Origin of the sequence: uncultured Negativicoccus sp. (genome assembly GCF_902480485.1) — a bacterium.
Taxonomy (GTDB): domain Bacteria; phylum Bacillota; class Negativicutes; order Veillonellales; family Negativicoccaceae; genus Negativicoccus; species Negativicoccus succinicivorans.
In genome coordinates this window covers 1-24,961 of sequence record NZ_CABSTC010000013.1, presented here as the reverse complement: position 1 = coordinate 24,961, position 24,961 = coordinate 1, and the positions used below count along the sequence as shown (strand labels likewise).

At 49.7% G+C, this 24,961-nt stretch carries 22 protein-coding genes, 1 tRNA gene and 1 CRISPR repeat array; of the genes, 22 read left to right on the top strand and 1 reads right to left on the bottom strand.

All coding sequences use genetic code 11. The annotated features are described in order from the left end of the window. The 5 genes from RDN69_RS01965 to RDN69_RS01945 all read left to right on the top strand — a co-directional run. Positions 1–604: Cas9 endonuclease PAM-interacting domain-containing protein (locus RDN69_RS01965; RefSeq protein WP_288218190.1), on the top strand; the 604-nt coding region annotated here is incomplete at its 5' end. Next, positions 601–1,485 (top strand): type II CRISPR-associated endonuclease Cas1, encoded by an 885-nt coding sequence (gene cas1, locus RDN69_RS01960; RefSeq protein WP_288218189.1) that lies wholly within the window; start codon positions 601–603, stop codon positions 1,483–1,485. The genes RDN69_RS01965 and cas1, both read left to right, overlap by 4 nt. A gap of 4 nt (positions 1,486–1,489) precedes the next feature. Beyond that, entirely contained in the window at positions 1,490–1,795 is a 306-nt protein-coding gene (gene cas2, locus RDN69_RS01955) for a CRISPR-associated endonuclease Cas2 (RefSeq protein ID WP_288218188.1), read from the top strand. Continuing rightward, positions 1,792–2,457, top strand: coding sequence for a type II-A CRISPR-associated protein Csn2 (gene csn2 / locus RDN69_RS01950; protein ID WP_288218187.1), 666 nt, complete (start codon positions 1,792–1,794; stop codon positions 2,455–2,457). Before cas2 ends, csn2 begins: the two co-directional genes overlap by 4 nt. Positions 2,458–2,481: 24 nt before the next feature. Continuing rightward, positions 2,482–4,233: direct repeats of the CRISPR family, unit length 36 nt; unit sequence GTTTGAGAGTAGTGTCATATCCAATCCATCTCAAAC. A gap of 376 nt (positions 4,234–4,609) precedes the next feature. Then, positions 4,610–5,704, top strand: coding sequence for a glycosyltransferase (locus tag RDN69_RS01945; RefSeq protein WP_288218186.1), 1,095 nt, complete (start codon positions 4,610–4,612; stop codon positions 5,702–5,704). Between the two features lie 30 nt (positions 5,705–5,734). Here RDN69_RS01945 and RDN69_RS01940 read toward each other — a convergent pair whose 3' ends face one another. Beyond that, positions 5,735–6,364, bottom strand: a complete 630-nt coding sequence (locus RDN69_RS01940) for a hypothetical protein (protein ID WP_288218185.1) — start codon at positions 6,362–6,364, stop codon at positions 5,735–5,737. Between the two features lie 137 nt (positions 6,365–6,501). On the opposite strand from RDN69_RS01940, the gene RDN69_RS01935 reads away from it, so the two are divergent. From RDN69_RS01935 to cmk, 17 genes are all read left to right on the top strand, one after another. Beyond that, positions 6,502–6,585: transfer RNA gene (locus tag RDN69_RS01935), tRNA-Leu, on the top strand. A 113-nt stretch (positions 6,586–6,698) separates the two neighbouring features. Next, entirely contained in the window at positions 6,699–7,172 is a 474-nt protein-coding gene (locus RDN69_RS01930; protein WP_288218184.1) for a YhcH/YjgK/YiaL family protein, read from the top strand. A gap of 121 nt (positions 7,173–7,293) precedes the next feature. Beyond that, positions 7,294–7,851: a TetR/AcrR family transcriptional regulator gene (locus RDN69_RS01925; protein WP_024049172.1), complete on the top strand. Its 558-nt coding sequence runs from the start codon at positions 7,294–7,296 to the stop codon at positions 7,849–7,851. 5 nt (positions 7,852–7,856) lie between these two features. Further along, a complete protein-coding gene (locus tag RDN69_RS01920) occupies positions 7,857–9,047 on the top strand; it encodes an efflux RND transporter periplasmic adaptor subunit (protein ID WP_288218183.1) in 1,191 nt (396 codons plus the stop codon). 10 nt (positions 9,048–9,057) lie between these two features. Beyond that, positions 9,058–12,180: an efflux RND transporter permease subunit gene (locus RDN69_RS01915; RefSeq protein ID WP_288218182.1), complete on the top strand. Its 3,123-nt coding sequence runs from the start codon at positions 9,058–9,060 to the stop codon at positions 12,178–12,180. A 103-nt stretch (positions 12,181–12,283) separates the two neighbouring features. After that, entirely contained in the window at positions 12,284–13,207 is a 924-nt protein-coding gene (locus RDN69_RS01910; protein ID WP_288218181.1) for a manganese-dependent inorganic pyrophosphatase, read from the top strand. 39 nt (positions 13,208–13,246) lie between these two features. Beyond that, entirely contained in the window at positions 13,247–15,448 is a 2,202-nt protein-coding gene (gene pcrA, locus RDN69_RS01905; RefSeq protein ID WP_034436543.1) for a DNA helicase PcrA, read from the top strand. 3 nt (positions 15,449–15,451) lie between these two features. Further along, on the top strand, positions 15,452–17,464 hold the full coding sequence (gene ligA, locus RDN69_RS01900) for an NAD-dependent DNA ligase LigA (RefSeq protein ID WP_288218180.1): 2,013 nt from the start codon (positions 15,452–15,454) through the stop codon (positions 17,462–17,464). Positions 17,465–17,525: 61 nt separating this feature from the next. Continuing rightward, positions 17,526–17,810 carry an Asp-tRNA(Asn)/Glu-tRNA(Gln) amidotransferase subunit GatC gene (gene gatC / locus RDN69_RS01895; protein WP_024049166.1) on the top strand — a complete coding sequence of 95 codons (285 nt, stop codon included), beginning with the start codon at positions 17,526–17,528 and terminating at the stop codon, positions 17,808–17,810. Positions 17,811–17,825: 15 nt separating this feature from the next. Further along, a complete protein-coding gene (gatA, locus tag RDN69_RS01890; RefSeq protein WP_288218179.1) occupies positions 17,826–19,286 on the top strand; it encodes an Asp-tRNA(Asn)/Glu-tRNA(Gln) amidotransferase subunit GatA in 1,461 nt (486 codons plus the stop codon). Beyond that, on the top strand, positions 19,286–20,728 hold the full coding sequence (gatB, locus tag RDN69_RS01885) for an Asp-tRNA(Asn)/Glu-tRNA(Gln) amidotransferase subunit GatB (protein WP_288218178.1): 1,443 nt from the start codon (positions 19,286–19,288) through the stop codon (positions 20,726–20,728). The genes gatA and gatB overlap by 1 nt, the downstream gene beginning before the upstream one ends. A 3-nt stretch (positions 20,729–20,731) precedes the next feature. Next, positions 20,732–21,028 (top strand): hypothetical protein, encoded by a 297-nt coding sequence (locus tag RDN69_RS01880; protein WP_288218177.1) that lies wholly within the window; start codon positions 20,732–20,734, stop codon positions 21,026–21,028. Between the two features lie 117 nt (positions 21,029–21,145). Next, entirely contained in the window at positions 21,146–21,865 is a 720-nt protein-coding gene (locus RDN69_RS01875; RefSeq protein ID WP_288218176.1) for a ScpA family protein, read from the top strand. Continuing rightward, a complete protein-coding gene (gene scpB / locus RDN69_RS01870; RefSeq protein ID WP_288218175.1) occupies positions 21,837–22,370 on the top strand; it encodes an SMC-Scp complex subunit ScpB in 534 nt (177 codons plus the stop codon). Before RDN69_RS01875 ends, scpB begins: the two co-directional genes overlap by 29 nt. Beyond that, entirely contained in the window at positions 22,342–23,070 is a 729-nt protein-coding gene (locus RDN69_RS01865) for a pseudouridine synthase (protein ID WP_288218174.1), read from the top strand. The genes scpB and RDN69_RS01865 overlap by 29 nt, the downstream gene beginning before the upstream one ends. Further along, positions 23,063–24,307 (top strand): NAD(P)/FAD-dependent oxidoreductase, encoded by a 1,245-nt coding sequence (locus RDN69_RS01860; RefSeq protein ID WP_288218173.1) that lies wholly within the window; start codon positions 23,063–23,065, stop codon positions 24,305–24,307. The genes RDN69_RS01865 and RDN69_RS01860 overlap by 8 nt, the downstream gene beginning before the upstream one ends. Continuing rightward, positions 24,304–24,961 (top strand): (d)CMP kinase (gene cmk / locus RDN69_RS01855; protein ID WP_288218172.1); only part of this gene is annotated, 658 nt, incomplete at its 3' end. The genes RDN69_RS01860 and cmk, both read left to right, overlap by 4 nt.

Here is a 24,961-nt window from a genome sequence, read left to right as displayed (position 1 = left end):
AAACATAAAATTCGGCAGTAAGATTTTATTTGATGGATATCCATTCCTTTTGACATCACGATCGGGTGATAGGATTACAATGGCGGATGCACAATCCCTGTTTCTTGCCAACCGGGAGCTAAGCATACTAAAAAGAGTTACTAAAATTTCCGATGATATTGCTCAAAAAGTGGAAAGCCGAATAAAAATAACCGATGAAGAGTGGATTACACTGTGGAAATCCGTGGTGGAACAAATTGTTACGGGTAAGTTCCGTAATCGCCTGGGAACTTTAAACGGAATACTGAAAGGCGAAAAAATTGAATTATCAGAGGATGAGACAACGAGATCGCACGAACTGGATACAAAAGAGAAGGACGCATTTTTGAGACAAGTTGTATTCGAAAGATTTTTGCGATTGAAGACGGAAGAAAAGGTCCATCTCTTACTTCAAGTGATTTCGTTCAGCAGCAATACAAGGGGCGTGGATCTTCGCTTGATTGGTGGTAAAGGCGGTGCCGGAGTTATCAAAATAAGTAAAGACATTACGGATCACTCCGTCATTTTGATTAATGAATCGCCCACCGGTCTCTTTACCAATCGGACCATTTTGAATCAGCCATGAGCTGGCGCACAGTTGTCATCACAAAGCCGGCAAAACTTGAATTGCGTTTGAACTACATGGTGGTTCGCAGCATCGACCACGTGGAAAAAATCAGCCTGACGGAATTGGGAGCGCTGGTGATCGAAACACTGCAAGTTTCGATCACCACATCTCTCATCAGCGCGCTTTTGGCGCAAGAAAGCAGGATTATCATTTGCGATGAACACCATGATCCGCAGGGGGAAATCCTACCTTATTACGGATGCCATGACTGCTCCCGCAAAATACAGATGCAAATGGGTTGGCAAGAGACAACAAAGAAACTTTTATGGCAACAGATTATCCGGCAAAAGATTATGAATCAGCGGAAAACATTGGCCCATTTTTGCTCGGATGCGACCGATGCAGTGGCGAAGCTGGCACAGTATGAGACGCAAGTCGAAATCGGCGACGCCACTCATCGGGAAAGTCTCGCCGCCAAAGAATATTTTCCCGCACTTTTGGGCAAAGGATTTACGCGCGCAGCCGAGACGGCGCAAAATGCCGCATTGAACTACGGTTATCAGATTATTATTTCCATTTTTTCCCGTGAAATTAAAATTGCCGGTTATCTTACCGAATTGGGGATTTTTCATGACAGTCAGCATAATCATTTCAACTTGTCATCCGATCTTATGGAGCCGTGGCGACCGGTTGTAGACGCATTTGTCAGAGAAAAAGAATGGGAACAATTTGCCGTGGAGGAAAAACATATGATGCAACGTCTCGTGACGAAGGAAGTGACCCTTCGCGGGCAAAAGCAAAGCGTGCCTAACGCCATTCGCATGTATGTGAATTCGGTGTTTCAGGCGTTGAATCATAATGATATTTCGCAAGTGTATTTTTTCAACCATGAGTTATAGATTTATGCGTATTCTGGTGCTCTTTGACCTACCGACGGAAACATCATTGGATTTACGGGAATACAGACGGTTTCGCAAAATATTGCTGGAGATGGGATTTATTATGCTGCAGGAATCGGTGTATACGAAAATTGCGCTTACGACAACCATTTCCGAGCAAATCACCAATCGTCTGCGGCATGAAAAGCCGGTGAACGGATTGGTACAAATATTACGCGTGACGGAAAAACAATTTGAAAACATGGAAACCTTGGTAGGGGAATATAGCAGTAACGTGATTGATACCGATGAAAAGGTGGTTATTCTATGATCTTAAGCCACCCGGTTTTCGATGCGCCGATCGACCTTGCCCATAATAATCTCGTCGTTTTGGAGCATCCGCTTTTGTATCGCACATTGGTAGCGGAAGTGATTGCGCAAAGTGAAGGTGAAGCAGGAAAGTTTCTTTTAACGGAAAATTATGAAGAAAAGTCTATCGGGAAATACCTTTCAATCATTCATAATCCGTTTCAGCTGTGCGAAAATGATCATAAAATGCGCACCGCTTTGTACAAATTCCTTGAAAAAGAAGTACAGACGCTAGACTTTGAATATTACAAAGAAGTGGAATCAAAGATACTTCAATTTTTGCAGCATGTGAATATGCAATCCGCATATCCGCTCACAATGGCGGATTCTATCGGCATGACAGAGATCTTCAAATTGGGACAATTGCAACTGGAGTTAACTAAAGACTCCGTGCCGGAGCGACTCTATGAATACATCCGCGCATTACGCCGGTTGACAGGCGCGCAATGCGTGGTCATGTATAATGTAAGAAACATATTTACCGATACAGAATCGGAGGTGTTTTTAAAAGAAATTAGCGAACAGGAAATATCTGTTTTATTTTTGGAAAGGAGCGTGCCGCCTATCGTCACAAAATATGAGAAACTATATATAGTGGATCAGGATTTGTGTGAAATCAGCTAATGGTATAAATTAAACACAACATTAGTTTGAGAGTAGTGTCATATCCAATCCATCTCAAACTCGGATGACAACGAACACTATATCCATGCCGTTTGAGAGTAGTGTCATATCCAATCCATCTCAAACCAAGTTGGCTATTGCCCGCTTTCTTCCGGGGTTTGAGAGTAGTGTCATATCCAATCCATCTCAAACCAATAATTACGCTTTAAGCGTAAAAGAGGAGTTTGAGAGTAGTGTCATATCCAATCCATCTCAAACGCTTGCCAAACAGCACGGCTGGAAGCCGGCGTTTGAGAGTAGTGTCATATCCAATCCATCTCAAACGAATCAGTCGCGTATGACGTAATGGTCTACGTTTGAGAGTAGTGTCATATCCAATCCATCTCAAACATTTCATACGATTTCCACATCATGCGGCCGGTTTGAGAGTAGTGTCATATCCAATCCATCTCAAACCTGTTTGGCAAGCATGAACACAGTCCCCGCGTTTGAGAGTAGTGTCATATCCAATCCATCTCAAACAGCTAATGGATTAAAAGCTGACGTTCGCATGTTTGAGAGTAGTGTCATATCCAATCCATCTCAAACATTGATAATCGTGCGTTTCGCCATCTCTTCGTTTGAGAGTAGTGTCATATCCAATCCATCTCAAACAAGATGAATAAAGTCGCTCGCTTCAAAGGTGTTTGAGAGTAGTGTCATATCCAATCCATCTCAAACAACGTACTTTGAAAAGTCAACGCGCGTTTCGTTTGAGAGTAGTGTCATATCCAATCCATCTCAAACCGGTGACACGCTATTCGATAATAACGTCATGTTTGAGAGTAGTGTCATATCCAATCCATCTCAAACCTGAAGTCGATTCGCCGGAGCAGTGCGTTTGTTTGAGAGTAGTGTCATATCCAATCCATCTCAAACATTCATCAACTATGAAACAAAAGTGTACAAGTTTGAGAGTAGTGTCATATCCAATCCATCTCAAACATCAGAAACGGTAAGCTGACGGAAGTCCCCGTTTGAGAGTAGTGTCATATCCAATCCATCTCAAACCTCATCTCGCGCGGAATCAAAGTATAAGGAGTTTGAGAGTAGTGTCATATCCAATCCATCTCAAACAAAGCGTTTACGAGCATGAACAAAGCCGCAGTTTGAGAGTAGTGTCATATCCAATCCATCTCAAACGGGTATGGTGATGCGGAAATTTCCGAAACTGTTTGAGAGTAGTGTCATATCCAATCCATCTCAAACTTGGCGGCTTTTTTATTTGGTGGTTATTCGTTTGAGAGTAGTGTCATATCCAATCCATCTCAAACAAGGCAGACAAGGCAAACGATGTGAAAGCCGTTTGAGAGTAGTGTCATATCCAATCCATCTCAAACACTGTGCGGCGCGTGGCTGAATGACAAGCAGTTTGAGAGTAGTGTCATATCCAATCCATCTCAAACTCACCGCTTACCTTTAGAGCAAACCCCGTGGTTTGAGAGTAGTGTCATATCCAATCCATCTCAAACGCCGCCGCATTTGGGGCATTTTTCACGCACGTTTGAGAGTAGTGTCATATCCAATCCATCTCAAACGCAATAGGCGCACTGGACGCAATCGACGCTGTTTGAGAGTAGTGTCATATCCAATCCATCTCAAACTGACCGCATCGGTATTGGAACGCTTAACGCGTTTGAGAGTAGTGTCATATCCAATCCATCTCAAACCGCTCTCTTCACAACTAAAACACTTCCAATGGCTTGAGAGTAGTGTCATATCCAATCCATCTCAAACAACGATGACAACGCCGGACAGACTCACAAAAAAGAAATCACTAATGCGCACCGGCGCGGCGGTTTTTGTTCAAATATTTATTTGTTAATTAAGACGCTTGCGGCGTCTTTTTTTATTTGCTTTCAGCATAACGGTGCAAAGGGTATGACCGGAGAGTGGGGATGTAGTTTGCGCGCAGCGTCATATTTTCCGTTTGGCCGCAAGGCGAAAGAGGTAGCGCTTTGCATACGCGGCCCACGTTTGGAGCGATTACAACATATGGCTTAGTCGATTAGGGATCATTTTTTTACTGTCTGTTAATATTTCATTGCGTATCTCTTTCACGGCGACATGCTATACTTATGCTAATAGAAAGAATAATTTATAAAGGAGAAATATGAAGTATAAACCGAAAGTTTGTCTTCTTTCCGCGTCGATTGGGCAAGGGCACGTACAGGCGGCGCGCGCGGTGGCGGAAGCGTTGAAACGGCATCCTACGGGATATCGCGTGCAATCGTTGGATTTTTTGTCGCGTGATATGATATCGCTTGATTATTGGATGCGCGAGACATATATCAAGATGATCGATTTATTTCCGCTGATTTATGATCTTTTATACCATCAATCGCAACGTCGGCACGGCGGTAAACAGGTTCGTAGCCTGCTGGCGCGCACGTTTCGCAGTCGCATGCGGCATTTACTGGAAGTGTTGTCGCCGGACGCGTTGGTGTTGACGCATCCGTTTCCCGCGGCGGCGGCCGCTAAGTTGGTGGAAAAAGGCGAGCTCCACATCCCGATTGTGACGGTGATTACGGACTTTGATTTACACCAATTATGGGTGTATAAAAACATCACGGCGTATTGTGTACCGTCGGCACAAGTGCGTGGCGAACTGATCGCGGCGGGCATTGAAAAAGAACGCGTGTTTGTAACAGGCATCCCGATTATGCAGCGGTTTTATGAGATGAGAAAAGCCTCTCTGCGCGAACCGGGGACCGTTTTGATCATGGGGGGCGGCACCGGTCTGGGCGCGGTGAAGGATATTTTATGGCGCCTGACGCAAGTGGAAGCGGTGCAGCGCGTTATCGTTGTGACAGGACAAAATTTCACGCTGTTTGATGAAATTCAGGAAATGCGAGACGAGTTGCGCGTGCCGCTGGAGTTGTACGGATACACGAATGAAATCCCGCGACTGATGGCTCGCGCGTCATTATTGGTGACGAAGCCGGGGGCGTTGACCACGACGGAAGCGATGACAATGCATTTGCCGATGTTATTGGTGGACGCTATTCCGGGGCAAGAGGAAGCGAACGCGGCGCACTTGGAAAAGATCGGCTGCGCAAAATGGATTTTACGGGAGCAGCTGGTGCCGGTCACACGCGAATTTTTTGCCGGGAAAGCGACTTGGTATACAGGCGATCAACAAAAAACGCAGCACAGCGCCCAACTTGTCGCCGATATTATCGACTCGTTGGTAACTTTTGAAAATTGAGCCATAAAAAAAGAGCCCTGAGGCTCTTTTTTATTTTGCGGGTGCCGGTGCGGCGGGCAATAATGTGGCACCGCTGATTTGACGATACGCATCATAGACTTCGGCGGCATTTTGCAAACGTTTAATGCGCCAAAAACCGGTGGAATCTTTCACCAGCAATAAATGCAACGGAATGTACCGGTCACGATTAATTTCACGGAGACGGACAAGGACTTCCGCGTTCGTGTCTTCCGATGTCAGCGTTTGGATGTCAGTGACTTCGTAATTGGACGGCGGCGCGTCCTTTTCGTTCGTAACCAGCGGAATGGAAATGATCGGCGCGGAGTTTTTCTGATCGATTTGCGAGCGCAAGGCGTGGCTCAGGGCCTGAATAAAAATGGGCCGCATGGCGTACACAATAGCCGCCGGCATGCTTGTACCGGCGTTGGCGCTGTCGCGAAAGACGTCATCGAAGCCGTCTTGCACCAGCGTATCAATATCGACGCGCCGTTCAAAGCGAGTCAGATTGTGCTCGCGCGCCGCATCGGCCGCGTCCATGACCGCATATTTAGGAGTGCGAATATAGTAGCCGTAATAAAATAAAAGGACGCCGGCCACCAGAATAAGGGCGGCGAGAAGTACATACCACCAACGATTTTTTTGCCAAGTTGAAGTGTTCACGGAGACCTCCTTACCAGTTGATAAATCTATTTTGACAGCCAACGAAATGATTGTCAAACAAGCTGATTTTACAAAATACATAAAAAATATTGACGAGCGCGGTCAAAGTATGGTAGTATTGTCACATTGAAAGACGTGCCGGAGTGGCGGAATGGCAGACGCACCTGACTCAAAATCAGGCGGGTAAAACCGTGGGGGTTCAAGTCCCTTCTCCGGCACCATAATTTTCACATATTGACACGAAAAGCCGAGTGACGAAGTCATTTGGCTTTTTTATTTGCGTAAACGACGAGCAAAGATATAATGAAAGCAAGAGCACAAAGGGGGAATATGTATGTTTAGCGGCGAAATAAGTTTATTGCGGAAGTATCAGGATCATCTACATGAACGCGTTTATAAATATTTGGAGATGCTTCGCAATGCGAATTGGGACGAAATGACGGATGGACGGATGGAGCTGTATGACGGCGATTACATGAATATCGAAACGGGCATGACGAAGTCTGTGGAAGAATGTCGCTGGGAAGCACATCGCCGCCATCTTGATATCCAATATGTAGTTAGCGGCGCGGAAAATGTGGAGTGGGCGCCGCTGCTTTTGGGAAAGGTAGAGGAAGACCGCCCGGATGATGATGTGTACTTCTATGCGGCGGAATCGCTTGCCTCGGGCGCAACGATTCATCATCAAGCGGGACGTTTCAGCATTTTCACACCGGAGGATTTGCATCGACCTTTGCTGGCGCCGCAAGAACCCGCCTCGATTCGTAAAGCGGTAGTTAAAGTAAGCTTGAAAAATTTACATAAATGAATGAAAAATTCGCAAATAGGCGGCTAATGATTAGCCGCCTATTTGATTGACATTGACTCATAAAGCTTGTTACAATAAACTGGTACTGAAAAAATAATTTAGTTTTCAAACATAGGAATTAATGAAAGACAAAATTTTAAAAACGGCAGAAAAAGTCATTACCCGACGCGGCACCAAGTTTACGATGGATGAGCTCGCCGCGGCGCTCAACATGAGCAAGCGTACATTGTATGAACAATTCGCTTCAAAGGAAGAGTTAATTGAGACGATTTTTTTGGTGCGCATGGATCGCTGGGAAGAATACCACCACAAATTAATGGAGGATGCGGAAATCCCGGTGGAACGGTTTTTGCATGATTATTTTATTCCGTCGTCTAAAGATTACCCGATTATAACCAGTGAACTGCTGGGTTTACTGTTACGCCATTATCCGAATGTCAAAGAAAAATTGCTTGCGCGTTCGGAAAATGAATGGAAGTGTTTGGAAGCCTATCTCACGCGGCAAAACGAGGCAGGGAATATCACGACACCGGATGTTCAGGTGTTGATTTTTATCTTAAAATCGCTCATGGTGTTCGCGACGAGCAAGTATGTAGAAAATAATGATGCGAAACAATATATGAAGTCTCTGGAAGACAGTATCGCAGTCGTACTTACCGGCATTTTGCCGAAGAAATGAGGGACATGATGAAACGTAAGCATATTTGGATGGCGCTCGGCGCGGTAGTGATCCTGGCGTTACTTTTTTGGGGTTATGGCGCATACCAGAAAAAAGCGGCCGGCGCGGCAGCGCGACAACAGCCGCCGACGCTTGTGAATGCGTTCACCGCATTCCAGTCGGATACGCCGCTTTTGCAGCAATACAGCGGCCATGTGGAAGCCCAGCAAAAGGTGCCGGTACAGGCGCGCGTGACGGGCTATATTGTCGAAAAATATGTGCAGGGCGGGCAGCAGGTGACGGCAGGTCAGGCGCTCTACCGCATTGACGCTCGTCAATACCAATCCTCGTTGGCGGCGGCGCAGGCCAATACGGCGCAAGCCCGTGCGAACTATGAAAGCGCCGTGCAGGATCTGGAGCGGTACCGCACGTTGATTGCACAAGGCGCGATCTCCGATCAGCAATTTACGCGGCAACAGGCACTGGTAGAACAATATCGCGCTGTGGTGGAAGCCAACGAAGCGCAGGCCTCCATTGCCGGCGATAACGTCGCCGATACGGTGGTACGCGCGCCGTTCAGCGGCACGCTCGGGGTCGATGATTTACCGGTGGGGAATTTTGTTGCGGCAGGCCAAACGCCGTTGGTGACGATTTCATCCACGGATCCGATTTTCGTTACGTTTGATCTGACGGAAGCGGAGTATTTAAAAATGACGCAGCGGCAAAATTCGTCCGGCGCGTGGGGACAGGAATTGAAATTGCAGCTCGCTGACGGTTCGCAGTACGGTGAAACCGGTCAGGTGGTTGTAATCGATCAGGACATGTCGGGTGGCGGCGGTCAATTCACCGTCAAAGCAAGCTTTACGAATCCGCAACAAATACTGCGTCAGGGTATGTTTGTACAGGTTATTTCCGACACGGAAATCGCGCGCAACAGCATTTTGATTCCGGCGCAAGCGGTACAACCTTTATTGGACAAGAAAATCGTGACCGTGGTGGACGCGGAACATAAAGTGTCGCAACGCCCGGTGGAAGTGGGCGCGACGTACGGTCCGTATGTCGTCATTACCTCCGGTATTGTCGCCGGTGACACGGTCGTGGTCGAGGGACAAGCCAAAGTACGTAACGGTCAGACAGTCCAAGTGAAAATGCTCTCGCGTGATGAAGTAGAACATCCGCGGACGAAACAGGCAGCTCCTGCTGCCGGCAAGCAGTAAGGAGGAAATTGTGGCAAGATTCTTTATTGACCGACCAATTTTTGCCATCGTTATCGCTCTGGTTATCTCGATCGTCGGCGGTTTGGCGATGTTCGGTTTGCCGGTGGACCGGTACCCGGTCATTGCGCCGCCGAATGTACAGGTCAGCGCGATGTATCCCGGCGCGAGCTCCCAGGTATTGAGTGAATCGGTAGCGGAAGCGATTGAAAAGCAAATTATCGGCGTGGATGATTTTGACAGTATGGTGTCGTCAAGTTCGTCTATCGGTATGTATTCATTATCCGTTCAATTTGAAACGGGTACGGACGCCGACTTCGCTTCCGTTCAGGTGCAAAACCGAGTGGCGCAGGCGGAAGCCATGCTGCCGGATATCGTGCGGCAATTGGGCTTAAACGTCAAAAAATCAACGAGCGATATGGCCTTGGTCATCAATTTGACCAGTCCGAACGGCACCTATGATCCGACGTTCCTGAAGAACTATTTCAGTTTGAACTACATGGATACGTTGAAATCGATCCCCGGGGTCGGCAATGTTCAGGAGTTCGGCTCCGATTATGCGATGCGCGTATGGCTAAATCCGGCGCGCATGGCGCAATATAAAATTAATGCGAGTGATATCGCCGCGGCCGTGCGGATGCAAAACCAGGAAGCGTCGGCCGGTTCTATCGGTCTAAATCCCTCGCCCGAAACCCAACAGTTTCAATACCAGATTACGGTGGACGGGCGGTTGACGGACCCGCAGCAATTTGAAGAAATTGTACTCCGGTCGAATCCCGACGGCAGCGTGGTGCATTTGAAAGATGTGGCGCGCGTCGAACTCGATGCCGCGGACTATAACTTTATCGCCCGCGCGGACGGGAAACCTACCGCCGGCATCGCTTTTTCGCTGACGAGTGACGCGAACGCGCTGGAAACGATCAATGCGATTAAGGCGGAACTGGCTAAAGCGCAGGAAACGTTCCCCGATGACATGACCTATAATATCGTCATCGACAATACCGATTTCGTTTCGGCCTCTTTGGAAGCGGTATTGCATACCTTTGTGGAAGCGTTGATTTTAGTATTGATCATCGTCTACTTGTTCTTGCAGAACTGGCATTCAACGTTGATTCCGATGATCGCCGTGCCGGTATCGTTGCTGGGTACATTTGCCGCTTTTACCGTGTTGGGTTTTACGATTAATACGTTGACGCTTTTTGCGATGGTACTTGCGATCGGTCTCGTTGTCGATGACGCGATCGTCGTCGTGGAAGCGGTCGAGTATGAAATGCGGTACAATCATAAATCGCCGCGAGAAGCAACCATTCTCGCGATGGAAAAAGTTCAGGGACCGGTTATCGGCGTCGCGGTCGTTCTGATCGCGGTATTCGTACCGGTTGCTTTTCTGGGCGGCATTATGGGCGTGCTGTACAAGCAATTCGCGTTGACGATTGCCGTTTCCGTAGGGATTTCCGCCTTTGTCGCGCTGACCTTGACGCCGGCGCTGTGCGCGATGTTGCTGACGGAAAATGACAATTTGAATAAAGAAACTTTCCATGATCGTTTTTTCCATGCGTTTAACGAGAAATTTGATCGACTCGTCGAATCGTACGGAAACGCGTTGGATAGTTTCGTACATAAACTCGGCGTGGCGATTTTAAGTCTGGCGGCAGTGACTATCGTTGGTCTGTTCTTCTTCATGCAAATGCCGAGTGCATTCGTGCCGAATGAAGATAACGGATATTTCATAACTTCGATATCACTTCCCGAGGGGGCTACCTCGCAACGTGCTGATGCCGTCGTGCAAAAGTATATGGACTATATGATGCAACAGCCGGGCGTGGAGCACGTTATGGGCGTTACCGGGTTTGATATATTGTCCGGCGGCCTGAAGCAAAACAGCAGTATGGCATTTGTCACATTGAAGCATTGGGATGAACGTACCGACGACGATCAGAGCGTTCAGGCGCTCGTCGGTAAAGCGTTCGGTTTCGGCTTCCAAACGCCGGAAGCCAATGTGATTGCCATGAACCCGCCACCGGTTCCGGGCTTGGGGGCGACCGGCGGTTTCACGATGTACTTGCAAAATCGCAGCGGCGACAGTACGGAGAAAATGTTTGAAGTCGCGCAGCAATTTTTGGCCAAAGTCAATCAACGACCGGAAATCGCTTCGGCATATACGACATTCCGCATGGATACGCCGGCGTACCACTTTAATGTAGATCGCGATAAAGCGGCACGATCCGGCGTTAACGTTTCCGATATCAATGCGGCGCTTTCCATGTTCTACGGAGGCACGCAGATTAACGACTTTTCCGCGTTCGGTAAGAGTTATAAAGTGATCGCGCAAGCGGATCAGGAATTCAGAATGTCGCCGAATGCCAACCGTGAATTGACGGTACGCAATCAGCAAGGTGAAATGCTGCCGTTGAGTTCGTTTATTACGCCGGAACAACGCGGGTCGGTCGCTATTTTGACTCGCTATAATAATTTCCCGGCGATCAAAGTGGGCGGCAACTCGGCGAACGGCTACAGTTCCGGTCAAGCGCTCCAAGCGTTGCAGGAAGTAGCGGCGGAAGTCTTGCCCTCCGGTTACGGGTTTGAGTTTGCGGATCAGTCGGCGCAGGAAATCAAAGCGGGCAACCAAATGCTGTACGTCATGTCATTGGCGCTGCTGTTCGTATTCCTTTCGCTGGCCGCTTTGTACGAAAGCTGGAAAATTCCGTTTTCCGTACTTCTTTCGGTACCGGCCGGATTCTTGGGAGTGGCTTTCTTCGGCTGGCTCTTTAACATCAACAACGACATTTACTTCCAGATCGGTCTGCTGACGATTATCGGATTGGCTGCGAAAAACGCGATTTTGATCGTGGAGTACGCCAAAATCCGCGTGGATCACGGCATGGATCACGTCAAAGCAGCCATCGAGGCTTCTAAAATTCGTTTGCGCCCGATCCTGATGACTTCATTGGCATTTATTTTGGGTTGTTTACCGTTGGCGCTTTCCACCGGCGCGGGCAGCGTTTCGCGCAGTGAAATGGGCACGACAGTCGTCTTTGGCATGTTGACGGCGACGGCGTTGGGAATCTTCATGATTCCGATGCTCTTCGTTGCGATTGAAAGCATTGGTAACAACAGCAAAAAAAGCAAGGAATAAGAAGAAAGAGCCGGTCATTTGACGGGCTCTTTTTCTGAATGCTAACGTGCTTCATGGTATAATAAATAGCAGAATATTTTAATTCAAATGATGAGGTGACAAAATGGCAGAAATGATTTTAGTGTCGGGCCATAAGAGTCCGGATACGGATACGATCTGTTCCGCGTTGGTTTGCGCTCACTGGTTACGGGCGCAGGGGAAAGAAGCCAAAGCGATTCGCGCCGGCGAAATCAATAAAGAAACGGCATTTGCATTGGACTACTTCGGCAGCGAAGCGCCGGAGCTGGTGACGCGGGTAGAAGCCGGTCAGCCGATGTATTTAGTCGATCACAATGAAAGCAAGCAAGCCGTAGACGGCATGACTGACGCGGATGTGCAGGGATTGGTTGATCACCATCGCCTCGGCGATTTCACGACGGATCAGCCGATTTTAATACGCATTGAACCGGTCGGCTGCACGGGAACGATTTTATATTCGCTCTATCAGCAGTGCGACATTGAAATTCCGCGACAAATGGCGGGCTTGATGCTGTCGGCGATTATTTCCGATACCCTGTTGTTCCGCTCGCCGACGTGCACGGAACGGGACCGTAAAGCCGTGCAAGAATTGGCGCAAATCGCCGACGTCGATTATGAAAAATACGGCATGGACATGCTCAAAGCCGGTGCCGATCTTTCCGACAAAACGGTAGCGGAATTGGTCCAGACCGATAAAAAAGAATTTGATGGCAAAAAAGGAACATTCAGTATTGCCCAGCTTTCCGTCATGGATACGCAACCGATTTTGGCGCAACGCGACGAGCTTTTACGCTTGCTGGAAGAAGATCGCGCCGCCCATAATTATGAGGCATCCTTTTTGATGGTCACGGATATTTTAGAGGAATCGACGGATCTGCTGTACACCAGTCAGGTGGAAACCGCGATCGAAGCGGCGTTTCAGGCCAAAGGCAACGCGCAAACATTGCATTTGCCGGGCGTGATGTCGCGTAAAAAACAGGTCGCTCCGCCACTGCTGGGGGCATTATAAAAAGGTTGCTCCGGCAACCTTTTTTTCTTGGGAGAACGGATGACAGATTACTTTACTTCATTGAACGATAAGCAGCGCGAAGGCGTGCAAACGATTCAAGGCCCGGTTTTGATTTTGGCGGGCGCCGGTTCGGGCAAAACCAAAGCCTTAACCAGTCGCATTGCGTACATGCTGGAGCAGGGGATTTCGCCGCAGGAAATTTTGGCGATTACCTTTACCAATAAAGCGGCGAAGGAAATGAAAGAGCGCGTGAAAAAATTAGTGGGAGCGTCAGCGGATCATATGTGGATCAGCACTTTCCACTCGTTTGGCGCGCGTTTTTTACGGCGCGAAATCGATGTCATACCGCCGTATACGCGCCAATTCACGATCTATGATGCGCAAGACAGCCAGCAGGTCGTCAAAGGCATTTTAAAAGAGATGAACCTCGACGATAAGCAGTTTGCGCCGAATGCGTTGCAGGCGCGCATTTCCAATGCGAAAAATAATTTGCAAAACGCGCGGGTGGCGCAAGAGGCGGCGGACGATTTCTTTGCGGAAAAAGCCGCTGAAGTTTACGCTCGCTATGAAGCGATATTGCAAGCCAACAATGCGTTGGATTTCGATGATCTGTTGCTACTGCCGGCGGTTATTTTGCAACGTCATGCGGATGTGCGTAAGGCGTATCAGAACCGCTTTCGTTATATTTTGATCGATGAGTATCAGGATACTAACCACGCGCAATACGTTCTGACCCAAATGCTGGTCGGCCCCGAGCAAAATCTTTGCGTGGTCGGCGATGTGGACCAGAGTATTTACTCATGGCGCGGCGCCGATGTGCAGAATATTATTGATTTTCAACGGGATTATCCGCGGGCGAAAGTATTGAAACTCGAGCAGAATTATCGTTCGACACAGACAATTTTGAATGCGGCTAATCATGTCATTGAAAATAATGAGCACCGCCCCAGCAAAAATCTTTGGACGGATCAGGCGGATGGCGAGCCGATTTACTACTACGAAGCGGTTTCCGAAACGGACGAAGCGCAGTTTTGCGCCGGTGAAATGCAGCGTCTGGTGAGTGAAACTCCCGCGAAATACGGCGATATGGCGGTGTTGTACCGCACCAATGCGCAGTCGCGCGCTATGGAAGAAGCGTTGGTACGACGCGGTATCGCCTATACCATTGTCGGGGGGACGCGCTTTTACGATCGCCAGGAAATCAAAGATGTGTTGGCGTATTTAAAAGTGTTGCAAAATCCGCGCGACGATGTCAGCGTGGAGCGCATTATCAATGTTCCCAAGCGCGGTATCGGCACTACTACGGTAAGCCGCGTTAAGGACGCCGCGCGGTTACAGGGCGTGTCACTGTTTGAAATGATTATGGCCGCGGACGGAATTGAGTCGTTAAATGCCGGTACGCGCAAAAAGCTGAGTGCTTTCAGTGTTTTGATGTTGGAATTGATGAATACGGCGACGACCGAAAGCGTTACCGACTTGTTGGAAGCAGTGTTGGCGCATACCGAATTGATTACCAGTCTGTTGAATGATACGGATCCGCGCGCGCAAAGCCGCGTCGAGAACATCGGCGAATTGGTGTCCGTTGCCAAAACCTACGAAGATGAAACGGAAGAGCCCACGTTGCAAGGCTTTTTGGAACAGGTCGCGCTGGTAAATGACGTCGATACATTTGAAGAAAGTAGCGAAAAGGTTACCTTGATGACGTTGCACAGCGCCAAAGGTTTGGAATTTCCCATCGTCTTTTTGATCGGTATGGATGAAGGACTTTTCCCGCATGCGCGGACGCTTTTCGCGCCGGATGAACTGGAAGAAGAGCGGCGCTTATGCTACGTCGGGATCACGCGTGCGGAAAAAATTTTATATTTGACGCACGCCAGCTCCCGCACTGTGTTCGGCAGCACCAATCCGTACTTGGTGAGTCGTTTTGTCGGTGAAATCCCTGAAGATCTGGTGGAGAAGAAAGAAAATAAAAACCGTATCCGTTGGGGACAGGCCGATCGGGCGAAACGAACCGGTCAACGTGTAGTCAGCAATGCTTCTGTCGGTGTCACCGCGCCGAAAGGCAAGGTTAACGCCCGCTATGACTGGCGGGTCGGCGATCGGGCGCGCCATACGAAGTGGGGGCTCGGTACGGTGGTGGAAGTGCGCGGTGAAGGCGAACGCATGCAATTAAAATTAGAATTTCCGGGCCGGCAGGTGCGCCTGGTAATGGTAAAATTCGCACCTTTAACAAAGGAGTAAGCCATGGTTGAGAAAACTGCCGCTGAACGCGCACGGGAATTGCGCGAAACGTTACAACACCACAGCTATTTATACTATGTGCTTGATCAGCCGGAAATCAGCGATTTTGAATTTGACAAATTGTATCGGGAATTGGTCGAATTGGAAACAGCGCATCCGGAATTGATTACGCCGGACTCACCGACACAACGCGTCGGGGCGGCACCGTCGGGGGCGTTTAGTAAAGTAACGCATCAGTTTCCCTTGTACAGTTTGGCGAACGCATTCAACATTGGTGAGGTCGATGCGTTCGCTAAACGCATTCAGGAGCGTTTAGGCAGCGCCTCGCAAGTAGAATACGTCACCGAACTTAAAATTGACGGGCTGGCGATTAATCTGATTTATGAAAACGGCCATTTGACGCAGTGCGTGACGCGCGGTGACGGTGAAGTCGGTGAAGATGTTACCGCCAATGTAAAGACGATTCGCTCGTTACCGTTGTTTATAAAAAATGCGCCGGCGCGATTGGACATTCGCGGGGAAGTATATATGCCGCGCCAGGCGTTTGTCGAGCTCAATGAAGCTCGCGATGAAAATGGGGAAGCGCCGTTTGCCAACTGTCGCAACGCGGCCGCGGGTTCGCTGCGTCAGCTGGATCCGCGCGTGACCGCGGCGCGCAAACTGGATTTCTTTGCGTACGCCATCGGCAATGCGGAAGAAACCGGCATTACGTCACAACGTGAGTTATTGGAAACACTGCAGGAGTATCGTTTTTCCGTCAATCCGAACTATCATCTCTGGCATTCTGTGGAAGAGATCGGCGCGGAAATCGAGCGTTGGGAGACGGCGCGGCGAGATTTGGCGTACGATACCGACGGCTTGGTTATTAAGGTAAATGATTTCGCGCAGCAACGCGTTCTCGGGTACACGGCTAAAGCGCCGCGGTGGGCGATTGCGTACAAGTATCCGCCGGAAGAAGCGAAAACCAAAGTGACGGATATCATCGTGACGCTCGGACGCACCGGCGTGCTGACACCGTCGGCGGATTTGGAACCGGTGTCGCTCGCGGGTACGGTGGTACGCCGTGCGACTTTGCACAACGCGGACTACATTGCGGAAAAGGATATTCGCGTCGGGGACACGGTTTTGATTCACAAAGCGGGAGAAATCATTCCCGAGGTTATTCGCGTCATTACCGAGGACCGTGACGGCAGTGAATCGGCGTTTGTAATGCCGCACCAGTGTCCGGTATGCGGCAGTGAAGTGACACGTATTCCCGGAGAGGTGGCGTACCGCTGCCAAAATCCGAGCTGTCCGGGGATTCTGCGGGAAAAATTAATTCATTTTGCGTCTCGCCAGGCAATGAATATGGACGGAGTCGGTCCCAAAGTGATTGACTTGTTGTTGGAGCACGGCTTACTGCATGACGCGGCGGATTTATATACGTTGCGCGTGGAAGATCTCGTAGAGCTGCCCCGGTTCGGAAAAAAGCGCGCGGAAAACCTGGTGAACGCGATTGCCGAAACCAAGGAACGCGGACTGTCACGCTTACTGTTTGCACTCGGTATCCGCTATGTCGGCACGAAAGCGGCCCGTCTGCTGGCGGCCGCATATCCGACGTATGAAAAATTACAAACGGCGACACCGCAGGAATTGGCGACGGTGGACGGCATCGGGGAAACGATTGCCGAGAGTTTATATACGTATTTACAAATGCCGCAATCCATTGCGTTTATTCATAAATTACAAGATCTCGGCGTAGTTACCGATGAAGAAGTAAGTGAACCGGCAGCGGACGGCATTTTTAGTGGTGAAAAAGTAGTTTTAACAGGAAAGCTGACCCGCTTTAATCGCACGCAAGCAGCGGATCTGATTGTTGCGCAGGGCGGCGAGGTGGCAAGCTCCGTCAGCAGTAAAACAACCCTGGTTGTGGCGGGGGAAGATGCCGGCAGCAAACTGGCAAAAGCGGAGAAACTCGGCATCACCATTTGGACGGAAGACGATTTTGAAAATGCCGTGGCGAAAATCGAACCGTGATTTTACCCGCGATACCAATAACAGCTATGCTATAATAAAGCCATTATGAGGAGGGAATGCCATGGAATTAACAGCGGCAGAAATGGTTAAGGTGGCGCACCTTGCGCGTTTGGAATGGGATCCGAAACGGGCGGCGACACTGGGTCAGTCGTTGAATACGATTTTAACCTATATGGAAGAACTCAATGAATTGGACACGTCAAATGTTCCGCCGACTGTACATGCGGTGGAATTAACTAATGTGTGGCGGGAAGATGTTCCGCAACCGTCTCTGGATCATGAAAAGGCTTTGCAGAACGCTCCGGAACGTGACGGACGTTATTTCAAAGTACCGAAACTTATGTAGGGATGGAGGATTATTGTGAACGCGTGGACCATACATGAAAGTCATCGCCGTCTGCTTGCCAAAGAGATCTCGGCGGTGGAATTAACAAAACAGATTATTCAGCATAAAGAAAAGGTGGAGCCGGAAATTCACGCTTATCTGCACGATACGCATGAGCGTGCACTGGCGGCCGCCCAAAAAGTCGATGATAAAATTGCCGCCGGCGAAACGATTGCTCCTCTCGCGGGCGTTCCGGGCGCACTCAAAGACAATCTTTGCAGTGACGGTGAACCGGTCAGCGCAGCGTCAAAAATTTTGGAACATTTTATCGCGCCTTACAATGCGACGGTCGTTGAAAAATTACAGGCGCAAGATTATGTATCCCTCGGCAAATTGAACATGGACGAATTCGCGATGGGCAGCTCGACGGAAAACTCGGCCTACGGCCCTTCCAAAAATCCGTGGAATACGGAATGCGTGCCCGGCGGCTCCAGCGGCGGCAGCGCGGCGGCGGTAGCGGCACGTTCGGCATTGTGGGCATTGGGCTCGGACACCGGCGGATCGATTCGTCAGCCGGCTTCCTATTGCGGTTTGGTCGGGTTGAAACCGACATACGGATTGGTTTCCCGTTACGGTCTGCTGGCATTTGCCTCTTCCCTCGATCAAATCGGACCGTTGACGCAGGATGTTACCGACTGCGCCATCGTCTTGAATGCGATTGCCGGACACGATCCGAAGGATTCGACGAGTATCGCAGGGGAGCGCCCCGACTATACAAACGCACTGCGAAGCGATGTCAAAGGTTTGCGCATCGGCGTACCGGCGGAATATTTTACGGACGGTATTAAACCGGAAGTGAAAAAAGCGGTTGAAGATGCATTGAAGACGTATGAAGAATTGGGTGCGGAAATCGTTCCGGTTTCATTGCCGCGCGCTAAATATGCTATTTCCGCTTACTATATCGTGGCACCGGCGGAAGCCAGCTCCAACCTCGCACGTTATGACGGCGTCGGTTTCGGATTGCGCGTACCGGGCGAAAATTTGATTGAAATGTACAAAAAAACCCGTTCCGAAGGTTTCGGGGCGGAAGTGCAGCGCCGTATTATGCTCGGCACGTATGTATTGAGCGCCGGCTATTATGATGCCTACTATATGAAGGCGTTGAAAGTACGCACACTGATTAAAGAAGACTTTGCCAACGCGTTTTCCAAAGCGGATATTTTAGTTACGCCGACGGTGCCGGATACGGCATTCCGCTTCGGTGATAAAATCAATGATCCGCTGGCCATGTATATGGAAGACGTCTGCACGGTACCGGTCAATCTGGCGGGCATTCCGGCGCTCAGCATGAATTGCGGATTTGCCGACGGCATGCCGATCGGGATGCAGTTGATCGGCCCCAACTTGAGTGAAGAACGGCTCTTGCAAGCGGCCTATACATTTGAGCAGGCGCGGCCGGATACGCAAAAAGTAGCGGCTCTGGGAGAGGTGAAGTAATGAAGTACGAAAGTGTTATCGGCTTAGAAGTCCATACCGAATTAAAAACGGCAACAAAAATTTTCTGCGGCTGCAAAACCACATTCGGCGCGGAACCGAACTCGAATGTGTGCCCCGTTTGCTTGGGTCTGCCGGGAGTGCTGCCGGTTCTCAACAAAAAAGTCGTCGACTTTGCTATTCGTGCCGGCCTGGCATTGAACTGCAAAATCGCCAACTTTACGAAATTTGACCGTAAAAATTATTATTATCCCGATTTGCCGAAAAACTTCCAAACTTCGCAATACGATTTGCCGATTTGCGAACACGGCTATTTGGATATCGAAGTGGACGGTGAAACACGCCGCATCGGCATTACCCGTATCCATATGGAAGAAGACGCTGGCAAACTGGTGCACAGCGGCACGACCATTACCGATTCCGATTCGTCCAATGTCGACTACAATCGTACCGGCGTACCGTTGTTGGAAATCGTTTCTGAACCGGATCTGCGCAGCGGTGCCGAAGCTGCCGCGTATATGGAAAAACTCCGCTCGATTTTGGAATATATCGCGGTTTCCGACGTCAAGATGGAAGAGGGCAGCCTGCGTTGCGATGCTAACGTTTCCGTTCGCCCGGTCGGAGAAACCACACTCGGCACTAAAGTGGAAATGAAAAACATCAACTCGATTCGCGGCGTAGCACGCAGCATCGAGTATGAAGCCCAACGCCAGGCGGAAGCCTTGGAAGACGGCGAAAAAATTGTACAGGAAACGCGTACCTGGGATGAAAGCAAAGGTACGACCGCCACGATGCGTGTCAAAGAAGAAGCGGACGATTATCGCTACTTCCCGGAACCGGATCTGGTGCCGTTCACGATTTCCGATGAATACATCGAAAGCGTTCGGCAGGCATTGCCGGAACTTCCGGATGCACGCAAAGCCCGTTTAATGCAGGAACACGGACTTTCCGATTATGACGCGGGCATCATTACCCTTTCGCGCTCGATGGCGGAATATTTTGACGAACTCGTAGCCGCCGGTGCGGATGCGAAAGAAGGCGCGAACTGGCTGATGGGCGATTTCTCGATGCTGCTGAACGAAGCCGGTAAAACCCCGGCTACGGCGCCGGTTCGTCCGCAGGGACTCGCGGGAATGCTGGCCAAGATCGCTGACGGAACCATTTCCGGTAAAATCGCTAAAACTGTTTTCCGCGATATGTGGGAACAGGGTAAATCGGCGGATGAGATCATTGAAGCGAAAGGTTTGAAACAGATCTCCGATACCGGTGAATTAACGCAGTTGATTCATGACGTGGTCGCCGCTAACCCGCAATCGGTAGAAGATTATCGTGCGGGCAAGAAAAAAGCGATCGGCTTTTTAGTCGGCCAGATCATGAAAAAAACGAAAGGCCGCGCTAATCCGCAGGTAGTGAACCAGCTCTTGGTCAAAGAATTACAGGAGTAAAATATGTGGCAGGAACAACATACGGAAAAAGCAACCCGTGCGGATGAACCGCGCGTGATCAGCAAAAAAGAACGCGATGCATTTCACGGCATGACCTTCGATGCCGAAGGAACTGCCGAAGATACGAAAAGCGCACGCGTTATTGTACGACGTTGGGAAGATTGGCCGCTGCCTGTGAAACTGGCGGTGGCGGGAGCCGGTTTGTTGTTTGGTATGGTGTTTTTGGGGTTTAGCGGTATTTTTATTGTGATCGCACTTGTGGCGGCTGCTCTTTCATGGGTAGGCAGCTTTTTGCAGTAATAAAAACGGGCTTTGGCCCGTTTTTTATTGCCGCCATGTTTCCACGATATCTCACAGCAGTTGGCGTCTCGACAGTGGATCAGATATAATAAAGATTATGAGATAAGGGTGTGACCTATGGCAGTTAGTACGGTGCAATTTAATTTACCGGTGTTTAACGGGCCGCTGGATTTATTATTGCACTTAATCCGCAAACAAAAAATTGATATTTACGATATCCCGATCCAAACGGTGACGGTGCAATATATGGATTATTTAGCGCGCGCGGAAGTATTTAATTTGCAGTTGGGGACGGAATTTTTCCAAATGGCCGCAACGCTTCTAGCGATCAAGGCGCGCAGTCTGCTGCCCAAAGCGCCTGCGGAAGAAGAGGAAGAAGATCCGCGACAGGAACTTGCCGAGAGATTGATCGCATGGGAACATATTCAAACGGTAAAAAATGAAATTGAGACACGCCTGGCGGAGAATGCGTTTTTTCTGGGAAAAGAGCCTACGCCCTTACAGGCGTCGGAGTATACGCTGCGCGTCAGTATGGAGCGATTAGCCGGTGTTTGGCAGCGTTTGATCCAAAAGGAAGAGCCGGCAGAGGCGGATTGGCAACCGGTTCCGGAGTTGGATCCCAAGCCGCTGCGAGAAGCATTTTTTAAAGCGATTCAACATGGCTCGGTGGATCTTATCCCATACTTTGAAAAACTGGCCAATCGTTGGGAACAACTGACGCTGTTTTTAGAAGTTTTAGAAATGATTTGGCAGGGAACGATTACGGTGAAGGAACTCGGTACAGGCATTTATGTGGAGAGATTACGTCATGGCAACGGAACAACTCGCAGCACTTGAAGCGCTGCTCTTTATTGCCGGTGAACCGGTATCGACGAAGCAAGTAGCAGAAGTACTCAACGTCGGTACGAGTGAGGCGACGAAACTTTGTCAGGAGCTTGCCGACCAATATGCCGCTCGATCGCAGTCAGGTCTGTTGGTACAGGAGACTGCGGGAGGTTGGCGGCTATGTACGCGACCGGAGTACGGTAAGCTGTTGGCCGAACGTTACGCGCCGCCGCTCTATTTGAGTAAAGCGGCGTTGGAAGTGCTGGCCATTGTGGCGTTGCAAGCACCCGTGACGCGGCAGCAAATTGACGGTTTACGTGGGGTTTCAAGCGAACGGACGCTGGCGAATTTGCTGGAAAAGAATTTAATTATGGAGATCGGCCGCGCCGAATTGCCGGGACGACCGATTTTATATGATGTCACGCCGTATTTTAAGCGCAAAACAAATTGGCGGGACTATTATCAGAAACAGGGAGTAAACGAAAACGATGAGAGAACGTCTTCAGAAATTGATTAGCCAAGCGGGGCTGGCATCCCGTCGGGCGGCCGAAACGATGATTACCGAAGGGCGAGTTAAAGTAAACGGTAAAGTGGTGACCGAACTGGGTCAAAAAGCGGATCTTACACGCGACACGATTATTGTTGACGGCAAAAAAATTGAACGGGAACCGCTGCAGTATTTTCTGTTTAATAAGCCCAAAGGGGTCATCACTACATTAAGCGATCCCGAGGGCCGGACAACGGTATTGGAATATTTCAAAAAAGAAAAAGTTCGCCTGTATCCGGTAGGTCGCCTGGATCTGAACACGGAGGGTTTACTGCTCCTGACCAACGATGGTGACCTGACCAACCGGTTAGAACACCCGTCGTCAGAAGTGGAAAAAGAATACGAAATTAAAATTAAAGGCCGAGTACCGGATAAAATGCTTACGGCATTTCGCGAAGGTGTGCCGTTGGAAGACGGCATAACCGCTCCTGCGAAAGTAAGCGAGGCCGTTTTTGATGTCAAGACAGGACTTTCGACCATTGCCCTCGCTATTCATGAAGGTCGGAATCGCCAAGTGCGCCGGATGTGCGAGCACTTCGGTTTTCGCGTGCATAACTTGAAACGCACACGGTATGCGACCCTGACTTTGCAAGGCGTCAAGCGAGGCAGTTATCGAGCGTTGACAGCCAATGAAATAAGCGATCTTAAAGCGCAGGTTACGCATGCGTAATGTTGTTGTGATCGGTGGCGGCTGCGCCGGGCAAATGGCGGCGTATGCAGCTCAAACGGCGGGCGCACGAGTGATTTTGCTGGAAAAAATGCCGCAACTCGGTCTTAAAATGGGGATCACCGGCAAAGGACGCTGCAATCTGACGAATGCCGCGTCTATGGAGGAACTTATTCGCCAGACGCCGGGCAACGGTAAATTTTTGTACAGCGCCTACCATACTTTTACGAATACGGATTTGCTTTCGTTACTTGCGTCATGGGGCGTAAAAACAAAGGTGGAACGAGGCGGACGTGCATTTCCCGAATCCGACTCCGCACAGGAAGTCCGTCGTGCGTTTCGTACGGCGCTCACCAAGGCGGGGGTGGAGATTCATACGGAAGCATCTGTGCGCGAAATTCACCGAGAGGGTACTGCGTTTGAAGTGACAACCGCGGAACGTACTTGGCCGGCGGCGGCTGTGATTATGACAACCGGGGGTGCTTCATATCCGCAAACCGGCTCCGACGGTAGCGGACATGAATTGGCGAAAGGATTGGGGCACACTTTAATACCGCTACGTCCTTCCCTGATTCCGCTTGTCTGTGAAGAAGCATGGTGCAAAGCATTGCAAGGACTTTCGTTGCGTAACGTCGAACTCACATTGCACATTGACGGTAAAGCGAAACAGACTTTGCGGGGCGAAATGCTTTTTACGCATTTTGGCGTATCGGGACCGATTGTCTTGCGTTTAAGTGATGCGGCTTCGCGGGCGTTGCAAAAAAACAAGAAAGTAACGCTTTCTTTGAATGTAAAGCCGGCTCTTGCGCCCGAGGTATTGGATGCCCGACTCCGGCGAGACTTGGAAAAAAATCATTTACAGCAAATGAGTAATGCCTTGCGTGATTTATTGCCGCAGCGTTTGATTGTACCGATGTTGCAGGCGGCCGAGATTGAAAGTGATGTTAAGGCGGCGGAGCTTTCCCGCGCGGAACGATTGCGCCTGGGGCAAGCGTTGCAAAATCTGTCGTTGACGGTGACGGGCACACGACCGTTGCGCGAAGCGATTGTAACAGCGGGAGGCATCAGCACCAAAGAAGTAAATCCTAAAACAATGGAATCGAAAATTGTGCCGGGCATTTATTTTGCCGGCGAGATCTTGGATGTCCACGCGTTTACGGGAGGATATAATTTACAGGCAGCGTTTTCTACCGGCTACCTTGCGGGCGTTAGCGCGGCAGGAAAGGAGTCGGAGCAATGAAAAAAATTGCGGTTGCGATTGATGGCCCCGCGGGGGCCGGTAAAAGTACAGTCGCTAAAGCGCTGGCGAAACGACTGGGATATGTATACCTGGACACCGGGTCAATGTACCGGGCACTGACTTGCGAATTACTGCATCGAGGCGTTCCGGTGGACCGGGAAGAAAAAGTCTGCTCCGTCGTCCAAAATTTAACGGTAGAAGTAAAAAATGATCAGGAAGAACTGATAGTGATGGTGAATGATCGTGATGTTTCCGCTCATATCCGTCGTCCGGAGGTATCGGCCTGTGTCTCACAGGTCGCCGCATATGCCTGCGTGCGCCAACACTTAGTCAAAGAGCAGCAGCGCCTTGCCGAAAACGGCGGTATCGTCATGGACGGGCGGGATATCGGCACAGTGGTGTTACCGCATGCCGAGCTGAAGGTGTTTTTAACGGCTTCCGTGGAAGAACGAGCTCGCCGGCGCTTGGTACAATGGAATGAAAACCACCCCGATGAGCCGCAGACAATGGCGCAAATCGTGCAAAATATTCAAGAACGCGATCGCAAGGATACGGAACGAGCCATTTCTCCCCTCAGACAAGCGGAAGATGCTATTTTGTTGGATACCACTTCGTTAACTCGGGAAGAAACAATTGACACGCTTACGGCTATGG

Bases quoted from the DNA above. Each gene is read 5' to 3' on its own strand.
- cas1 (WP_288218189.1), top strand. From the start codon at position 601: ATGAGCTGGCGCACAGTTGTCATCACAAAGCCGGCAAAACTTGAATTG.
- gatB (WP_288218178.1), top strand. From the start codon at position 19,286: ATGAAGTACGAAAGTGTTATCGGCTTAGAAGTCCATACCGAATTAAAA.
- csn2 (WP_288218187.1), top strand. From the start codon at position 1,792: ATGATCTTAAGCCACCCGGTTTTCGATGCGCCGATCGACCTTGCCCAT.
- RDN69_RS01925 (WP_024049172.1), top strand. From the start codon at position 7,294: ATGAAAGACAAAATTTTAAAAACGGCAGAAAAAGTCATTACCCGACGC.
- RDN69_RS01930 (WP_288218184.1), top strand. From the start codon at position 6,699: ATGTTTAGCGGCGAAATAAGTTTATTGCGGAAGTATCAGGATCATCTA.
- RDN69_RS01860 (WP_288218173.1), top strand. From the start codon at position 23,063: ATGCGTAATGTTGTTGTGATCGGTGGCGGCTGCGCCGGGCAAATGGCG.
- gatC (WP_024049166.1), top strand. From the start codon at position 17,526: ATGGAATTAACAGCGGCAGAAATGGTTAAGGTGGCGCACCTTGCGCGT.
- RDN69_RS01865 (WP_288218174.1), top strand. From the start codon at position 22,342: ATGAGAGAACGTCTTCAGAAATTGATTAGCCAAGCGGGGCTGGCATCC.
- pcrA (WP_034436543.1), top strand. From the start codon at position 13,247: ATGACAGATTACTTTACTTCATTGAACGATAAGCAGCGCGAAGGCGTG.
- cas2 (WP_288218188.1), top strand. From the start codon at position 1,490: ATGCGTATTCTGGTGCTCTTTGACCTACCGACGGAAACATCATTGGAT.
- RDN69_RS01875 (WP_288218176.1), top strand. From the start codon at position 21,146: ATGGCAGTTAGTACGGTGCAATTTAATTTACCGGTGTTTAACGGGCCG.
- RDN69_RS01880 (WP_288218177.1), top strand. From the start codon at position 20,732: ATGTGGCAGGAACAACATACGGAAAAAGCAACCCGTGCGGATGAACCG.
- RDN69_RS01920 (WP_288218183.1), top strand. From the start codon at position 7,857: ATGATGAAACGTAAGCATATTTGGATGGCGCTCGGCGCGGTAGTGATC.
- RDN69_RS01910 (WP_288218181.1), top strand. From the start codon at position 12,284: ATGGCAGAAATGATTTTAGTGTCGGGCCATAAGAGTCCGGATACGGAT.
- RDN69_RS01945 (WP_288218186.1), top strand. From the start codon at position 4,610: ATGAAGTATAAACCGAAAGTTTGTCTTCTTTCCGCGTCGATTGGGCAA.
- ligA (WP_288218180.1), top strand. From the start codon at position 15,452: ATGGTTGAGAAAACTGCCGCTGAACGCGCACGGGAATTGCGCGAAACG.
- scpB (WP_288218175.1), top strand. From the start codon at position 21,837: ATGGCAACGGAACAACTCGCAGCACTTGAAGCGCTGCTCTTTATTGCC.